Source organism: Candidatus Methylobacter favarea (genome assembly GCF_902806695.1).
GTDB lineage: Bacteria > Pseudomonadota > Gammaproteobacteria > Methylococcales > Methylomonadaceae > Methylobacter_B > Methylobacter_B favarea.
Genome location: NZ_CADCXN010000006.1, coordinates 1 through 6,643 on the forward strand (window position 1 = coordinate 1; position 6,643 = coordinate 6,643).

The window sequence follows — 6,643 nt, forward strand, 5'->3', positions numbered from 1 at the left end:
ATGAACTGAAAACGCGAATCCTAAAAGGGATCGGCGAGTTTAATGCGTCACCTGCCGTATTCCGCTGGAATAAATTCGACCTTGGGGTGGCTTAATGTGTAATTGTTTTATTGGAACTCACTATTAGTATTGCCGGGATCTTATCCATATTATTCACTTCGTCTTATTAAAAAATTGCGAATTGAAGTTGATCCTTAAAAAACACCTCAATAAATTACTTTGTCTTTAAGTTCGAAGTAACTTCATAAATAGCCTGCCAATAGTAATTTCCCAGAGTACTTAAAACTCTCTGGAGAATTTGGCATGAAAATAATTAATGAAACACCTTTAACTGAAGAGCAGTTCAACATAGTAAACCACCAGCGCGGCATAGCAATCGTTACCGCAGGCCCAGGCACCCGTAAAACCCACACTCTGGTCTTTCGCATAAAAAAATTGATCGATCAGGGCTATCGACCGGAAAGCATTCAAGTGTTAACTTTTACGACGAAGGCCGATAACCATATAAAATCAAAGTTACCTAACGACTCCCGTTAGGCAAGTGAAGTGTGCCACCTTCCATGCCTTCGGCTTGAAAATAATTGAAGCGTATCGTGATAAGTTGGGATTTACTGCAACACCCAAGGTAGTTTTAAACAAGTCTTTAGACGTCGGGGTCAAAAACCTTATAACTGAGATTGCGGCTAATAGAAAAACTAACCCCTATAAAGTGACAAAAGCCGTAGAAAAGGTGCGTAAAACAAGACGTACCGGCCCAAGAAAATCAAAATCGCCCTTGTCAATGGCAGTGGCGGACGTGCTCAAACAATTTCAAAGCTACAAGTTACAGCGCAAGTTAATTGACTACCCAGACATGTTGAATTTGGCAGTTAAACTGATACAAACTCATCCGGACATACGGAATGAAGTGGCGGCCGGTATCGATCATCTTATGGTGGATGAGTTGCAAGACATCTCCGGCAAGGAAGTCAGTTTAATTTACAACCTGGCTAAGCGGACTAAATTCACCCTGTTAGTAGGCGATAAAAAACAGGCTATCTATTCCTTCCGAGGGTCTGACTTAACGTGCTGGAAGCAATTAGAGTCACTTCTAAGCGCTCATTTCAAGTCAAAACTGAAGCATTTTAACCTGACTAAAAGTCACAGGCTGCCTAAAAGACTATTACCCCTGGTTAACGCGGTCGCGGCTGATATTTGCGATGATCCGCGATTGACCAGCGCTAAACCCGGGTTTACTCCGCATTTATTTATCGCACAAAGTAATGATCAGCAAGGCGAGTTTATCGCTAAAGAAATTACCAAACTATTAGCCGAAGGCGTCTTGCCTGGAGAAATCGTTATATTAGGGAGAACCCGAAAATCTTTATATGCGATAAAAAACCAGTTGTCCTATCGGGAAGTGGATAGCACAGAAACGTACCGAAAATCGAAGGCTACAACCGAAAAAGTGCTCCGGGCCTTGATCAGAATCACAAAATGTATGGCTGGTGGGATTAATAACTCAAACACCCCTGTTCTACCCAGAAAGTCCTGGCTAAGGGTGCTTCACTACCTGCAATTGCCCGATAAATTACAGAAAACCCGCAGCGAAAATGTATTAGAACACGGCTGGGAGGCTTTCAACGTACCGAAAAAGACAGGTGGCACTGAGCGGCTTTACCGGGGTATTTTTAATCTCAGAGAAACAGTAATCAAAGCCGCCGGATTAGAACCCGAAGCCGGTACCCAGTTATTAATCGATGCCCTCAGCCGTTTTATGACGCACCAGCATGGTAAAAAAGAGACGGCTCTCCTTAAGCGAGACCTCAGTAGTACCAAGATAGCCATGAGAATCTACAACACTTGGGCTGAGGTAGATTTAACCCGTATCCCTTTGACTTACACGCAGTCCGGCGTGCTACTTTATACCATTCACAGTGCTAAAGGTAGAGAGTGGCGTTACGTATTTATTATCAATGTGGTGGAGAAATATTTTCATTGATAAAAAAGCGTTTTGGCAATTCTTGTTCGTGAACATTGTGAAAAGCATCAATCACATATTTAAAACCGTGCTGAACTGTTAAATCGATTAGCCTGTCATGTGTAATTCGTTTAGCATTAAAATCACGACACGCATTCAAGAAAGGACTATTTGCGGAGGTTGCTTGTTTATCGCAAATAGTTAAATGCTCTGAAATGTGCCTGGAAAATGGAACGGCTAATTTATCAAACGTAATAACCGTTTCGCCCTTATCTTTCAAATCATATAACGCTTTGGCTAATGCGAACTTATAGGATGCAACATTGCGACCAAACAAAATAATCGAACGCCAGTAATTTTCTAAACTGGGTTCTATTTCGTAAAACTTACGACATAAATCGCTAAAGGCGGACTGCCTTTAGCACCAGAGATACCTAATAAGTGTCTAACAGATTTTTGGTTATTCATATTGTAAATTTTTTTGTAATATTCATATCTTCCAAAACACATATACCGCAAGGTTAGTGATATTAGTTTAAATTATTTGCCTATAAGCCTGTTTTCTAACTCAGGATAAAGTACAAATTTTTCATCAAAGCTCATCAGTTGGCAATCATGTATGAGTGCTGTTGAAATAATAAAACGGTCAGCGGGGTCGCGATGGTGAAAATCCAGTAATGCCGACTGAATAGCAATAGTTTCGGTCAATGGCAAACAAACAATATTTTGCAATGCTGATCGAACCCATTCTTGTAAAGGTTCAATAAGCTCAATTCTATTGCGTTGATGTAACATGACTAATTCCCAGCAGGAAATTGAAGAGATATAAGCATTTTCTGCCTGAGCAATAATATCTTGATGTTGCGGAGTAAGTTGGTCGTTTTGATTAATCCACCATAGCCAAATGTGAGTATCCAATAATAAATTCACTTGTATGCTTCCCATTCATTTTCTTCGACTGCAGGAGAAATAATATCGCCCAAAATCTTAATTTTACCCGCTAATTCAACAGGCGGTTTTCTGTAAACTTTTTTATTGGATTCAGGTGATTTTTCTTCATTGAATAATAAAATTAGTTCAACATATTGATTGGGCATAAGGTCTGGCAAACCTTCAAGTTTACCTTGTGCATTGGTCTTTAATAATAGCTTTTGAGCTCGCATGATATTTTCCTGATAAATGGCTTCAATCTGTAATTCCAGCGTTCAAACGGGCTGAATGCTCTATGTTCATATAAGGTTATAGCAAAAAGGCAATGTGTACGAACACGAATCTATTGTCATTAGCTTACCAGTGTCATCAGTTTTATAATTTTTCTACAGTGCGCAACTCTTCTAAAACACATTCATCGGCCATGACATAGCCTTGATTAAAATGTTCTGTTAAGCGCGTTTTAAAACTGTCAAAATTCAAACCCGCCATGTGTGCGGCAGCAGAAAAGCTTATTTTTCTGGCGTGATACAGACTTGCTGCTAAAAAAAATTCCGCAGCATGACTACCCAGCGGTTGTAATATGTCATCAAATTCGGGTTGAAGTTGTATGAGCATTGTTTTTCCTTATGTAATGTTCAAGGTAAGCGTTTGATGTGTCGCATAACTATGCTGCTTGCGTCGGTTCGATATACAGCAAAGGGTTTGTGTTTGAAATACTGTTAAACGCATAAGTTAGTTTAGTTCACTTCACTGATTAGTTCGGCAATGATGGCCAGTTTTAGTTGCTTGTCGGCATTTACAAAATCGCCGTAAAATCCGTTAACGACAGCTCGCGCCTGATTTCTTGTGGTTCATTCAGGTACGCTATTTGGTCTTTTGCCCCTTGCTCGTTAACAACACGGAATACTGTTACCTGGGTATCTGCATTAGCCTTCAATTGATGCGAATGCGCCAAGGCCAGTTGATCCAGGCGTTCACTAAACTCGATAAGGCGGTATTCTGCATCCAAACTATGATTTTGCAGCCATTTATTAGGCGGCGCTTTACCAAGGAAAGCGGCTATTGATTCCAGCCAGGCTTCATCCGTTTCTTGTGTTTTTTGCAGTCTTAAGATAAAGGCTTTAAGTCCTTGCAAATCAATGGTGTATTTTTCTAATCCCGCGTACTTTTTGGCTATAGCGGTTCTAAGATCGGCCAGGTTTAAATCAGCAGGTTCTTTAAGGGCACTGGCTAGCTGGACTTTAAAACTTTTAAGCAGGTTTTCATACGCTCTGTTTAAGATATTTAAGTGCCTAACCAGTTCATTTAAAAAATCGGCTGGATTGTGGGTATTCAAGTCTGTTCCAACATACGACGGATAACCGCAAGCCTGGGGTAATGTTTCAAATAGCAGCTTCATGGGGCTTTGCGTATTCTGAAAGGCATCACGAACCGCAATCGTTTGAGAATCCAGGGTTTTCATTGAAAGGGTGTAGTGAGGTAACTGGGCAATAAATTTCGCCAATGGCTTTACAATGTCAAGCAATGTGCTTTCTTCTGGTACTTTGCCTATCAGTTTTTCCAGATAGCTATTAAACAGGTCGGCTCTTATTCCTGTGAAGTCGAAAGCTTCAACAGAGAACAGTTCAGGGCGTTTAGCTAAAATTTCGAAAACTTCCTGAGTGGCCAAGGGGCAAAAAACTTCACTTTCGTAGAGTGCCAGGGATCTTTGATTAGCGAGATAGTAGGCTACAAAAATTAACCCTGACACGCCTCTTTGCACGCCATAGGGTGATTTTTCTATGAACGAATAGACGTCTGTCAATTTTCGTGGCGAAGAGCTGTTCGCTAAGAAATCATTGATCCCCTGCCAAACCTTGGCAAACCCGTATTTGTTTTCCGCAGGAGGATCAACCAGTTGCCATACATCATTCCTTTTGACATGTATGCCAGATTCTTTAAACACTGCACGGTAAATCGTTTTCTCAGCGGGAAATTTGGTGCTATCAAAGCCGAGATCCTCTAAATGTGCGTTCGTCAACAATGCCGCTATCAATTTATTTTTAGCGCCATTGACTTGCCCTGATGTTTTATCGCGATTTATCAGCTCATTTTTAACTAAGGGCGCCTGGTCATAAACCGTTTCTAATACCTTGGATAATTGATTTTGTAATTCGCGCCGCGTAGGTAATTTCAGTCGCTCGCCACGCCAAACCCATCGATTTGATTCGGGTTGCTCCAAATATTGACTTAAAATTTCTGCTTCGATGTGCTTGATAGCGTATAGCCGATCTTTCAACTCCCGTTGCGCCACGGGATCGGATTTGATCTCTGCTCGCTCGGATTGAATGCTTTCTAAGGCCATCGCTTCTGTAACGACTTCTTTGATTCGAGATGCGTTTTCGCATAAAACGTAAATACTTAATGGATCGGGGTACATTTTGACAATGCTCTCAAAAACCACTGTGTCATCTTGTCTCTCTGATAAGAAAAAAAGAATTTTAGGATGCTGAGGAGTTTCAAAAAAATTGTTCTTAGTCGCCGCATTTATGTAAAAAGGACTGAACACCCGTAGCGCTCCATTTTTAATGGAGTATTTCCTGTCCACTACGGGTGCTAACTTGTTTCGATGAGCGAGTATTTCAGCTAAGTTAAAACCTCCCAGTTGTTGCATGGTTTCTTGTACCGCGACATCGAGATCGAAGTCACTGCCTTCCCAGATTCGATATTCTGAACTGAATTTACGGTAGTTGATGATGGATTTTCTTTGTAAATTGGTAAGCAGTTGAACTACATTGACGGGCTTTGGAAAGCACAAATCTAATAATTCACCACTCGCTTTGAAGCCGGCTTGACTGCCTATGATGTTGAACAGTCCAATGGTTTTTAACAACCGGCCTTCCAAAGGGTCTGCATCACCTAAACGTTCGATGGCGGTAATCACTTCTGCCCAGCGTCTGTGCGTGACATGATCTGCTGTTGCTAAGGGCTGATTTTCAATAAAATATTCAAATATTTCCCAAGGCAAAACCCATTCGCCAACCTGTTTTAATCGGTTAATTCCGTCTTTAAAACCAAAGTATTCCTGGCTGCCAAGATAACTGAATAAGGTTCTTTCATTTTGGGCTACTTTTTGACATAGCGTCGGTAAGAGTAGCGCTGACATAGGGTGCAGCGGATAACACTGGGCTAGAATTTCTATGGCTGGCTCTGCGTTTAGCCCGGGAGACAGCGCATTTTGCTTGGCTAAAATCTTAACAAAGGCTGTCGTTTGACGTTTTATGTCCTGCTGCTGTGGAGCTGTCAGCCGATTACGAAACGCTGCCGCAATGACGCGCAAGATTTGTTCAGCGGACTCTAGGAACGGAATATTCTCAAAACGTCCTTGTACTTTTACCCATTCATTTTTCAGGTTTTCACCTAATCCTTTTGAATACTGCTCAAAAGCCTGGTGCATAAGCACGACTAAAAGAATGTTGGCGTCGCCGCCTTGATAGGCGACTTCGGCAAGTGCTTGCAGTAAGAAAATATCGTTGGCCCCTTGGTGGCGGGCTTCGTACTCAAGAAACTTACCTAATTCATCAATGACGATGAGTATGCCTTTACCGGTTTTTTTACCTACAGCCTGTTGTAGTTTTTGCAGCAGAGTAAAGTGGACCCCGAAAACCGGACAATAGATTAAGATATGTCCTGACCTAAAAAGAGGCGGGAAATGAGCGAAAGCAAACGGAAGATATTTACCGGGGCGCAAAAAGCGAAGGTTGCCTTAGA

7 protein-coding genes are annotated in these 6,643 nt (G+C 41.5%); 2 read left to right on the top strand and 5 right to left on the bottom strand.

Features of this window, described 5'->3' with window-relative positions; all coding sequences use genetic code 11:
* The first annotated feature begins 303 nt into the window (after positions 1 to 303).
* Both HUX64_RS20055 and HUX64_RS01460 read left to right on the top strand, forming a co-directional pair.
* Positions 304 to 537 carry a UvrD-helicase domain-containing protein gene (locus HUX64_RS20055; RefSeq protein WP_174624475.1) on the top strand — a complete coding sequence of 78 codons (234 nt, stop codon included), beginning with the start codon at positions 304 to 306 and terminating at the stop codon, positions 535 to 537.
* A gap of 4 nt (positions 538 to 541) precedes the next feature.
* Positions 542 to 1,981 carry a UvrD-helicase domain-containing protein gene (locus HUX64_RS01460; RefSeq protein ID WP_174624476.1) on the top strand — a complete coding sequence of 480 codons (1,440 nt, stop codon included), beginning with the start codon at positions 542 to 544 and terminating at the stop codon, positions 1,979 to 1,981.
* On the opposite strand, the gene HUX64_RS01465 is transcribed toward HUX64_RS01460, so the two are convergent.
* The 5 genes from HUX64_RS01465 to HUX64_RS01485 all read right to left on the bottom strand — a co-directional run bounded on the left by HUX64_RS01465 (position 1,953) and on the right by HUX64_RS01485 (position 6,623).
* Positions 1,953 to 2,297 (bottom strand): hypothetical protein, encoded by a 345-nt coding sequence (locus HUX64_RS01465; RefSeq protein WP_174624477.1) that lies wholly within the window; start codon positions 2,295 to 2,297, stop codon positions 1,953 to 1,955. The genes HUX64_RS01460 and HUX64_RS01465 overlap by 29 nt on opposite strands.
* Positions 2,298 to 2,500: 203 nt before the next feature.
* Entirely contained in the window at positions 2,501 to 2,905 is a 405-nt protein-coding gene (locus HUX64_RS01470) for a type II toxin-antitoxin system VapC family toxin (protein ID WP_174624478.1), read from the bottom strand.
* Positions 2,887 to 3,123 (bottom strand): hypothetical protein, encoded by a 237-nt coding sequence (locus HUX64_RS01475; RefSeq protein ID WP_174624479.1) that lies wholly within the window; start codon positions 3,121 to 3,123, stop codon positions 2,887 to 2,889. Before HUX64_RS01475 ends, HUX64_RS01470 begins: the two co-directional genes overlap by 19 nt.
* A gap of 142 nt (positions 3,124 to 3,265) precedes the next feature.
* Positions 3,266 to 3,508 (bottom strand): hypothetical protein, encoded by a 243-nt coding sequence (locus HUX64_RS01480; protein WP_174624480.1) that lies wholly within the window; start codon positions 3,506 to 3,508, stop codon positions 3,266 to 3,268.
* Between the two features lie 181 nt (positions 3,509 to 3,689).
* Entirely contained in the window at positions 3,690 to 6,623 is a 2,934-nt protein-coding gene (locus HUX64_RS01485) for a hypothetical protein (protein ID WP_174624481.1), read from the bottom strand.
* Positions 6,624 to 6,643: the final 20 nt, after the last annotated feature.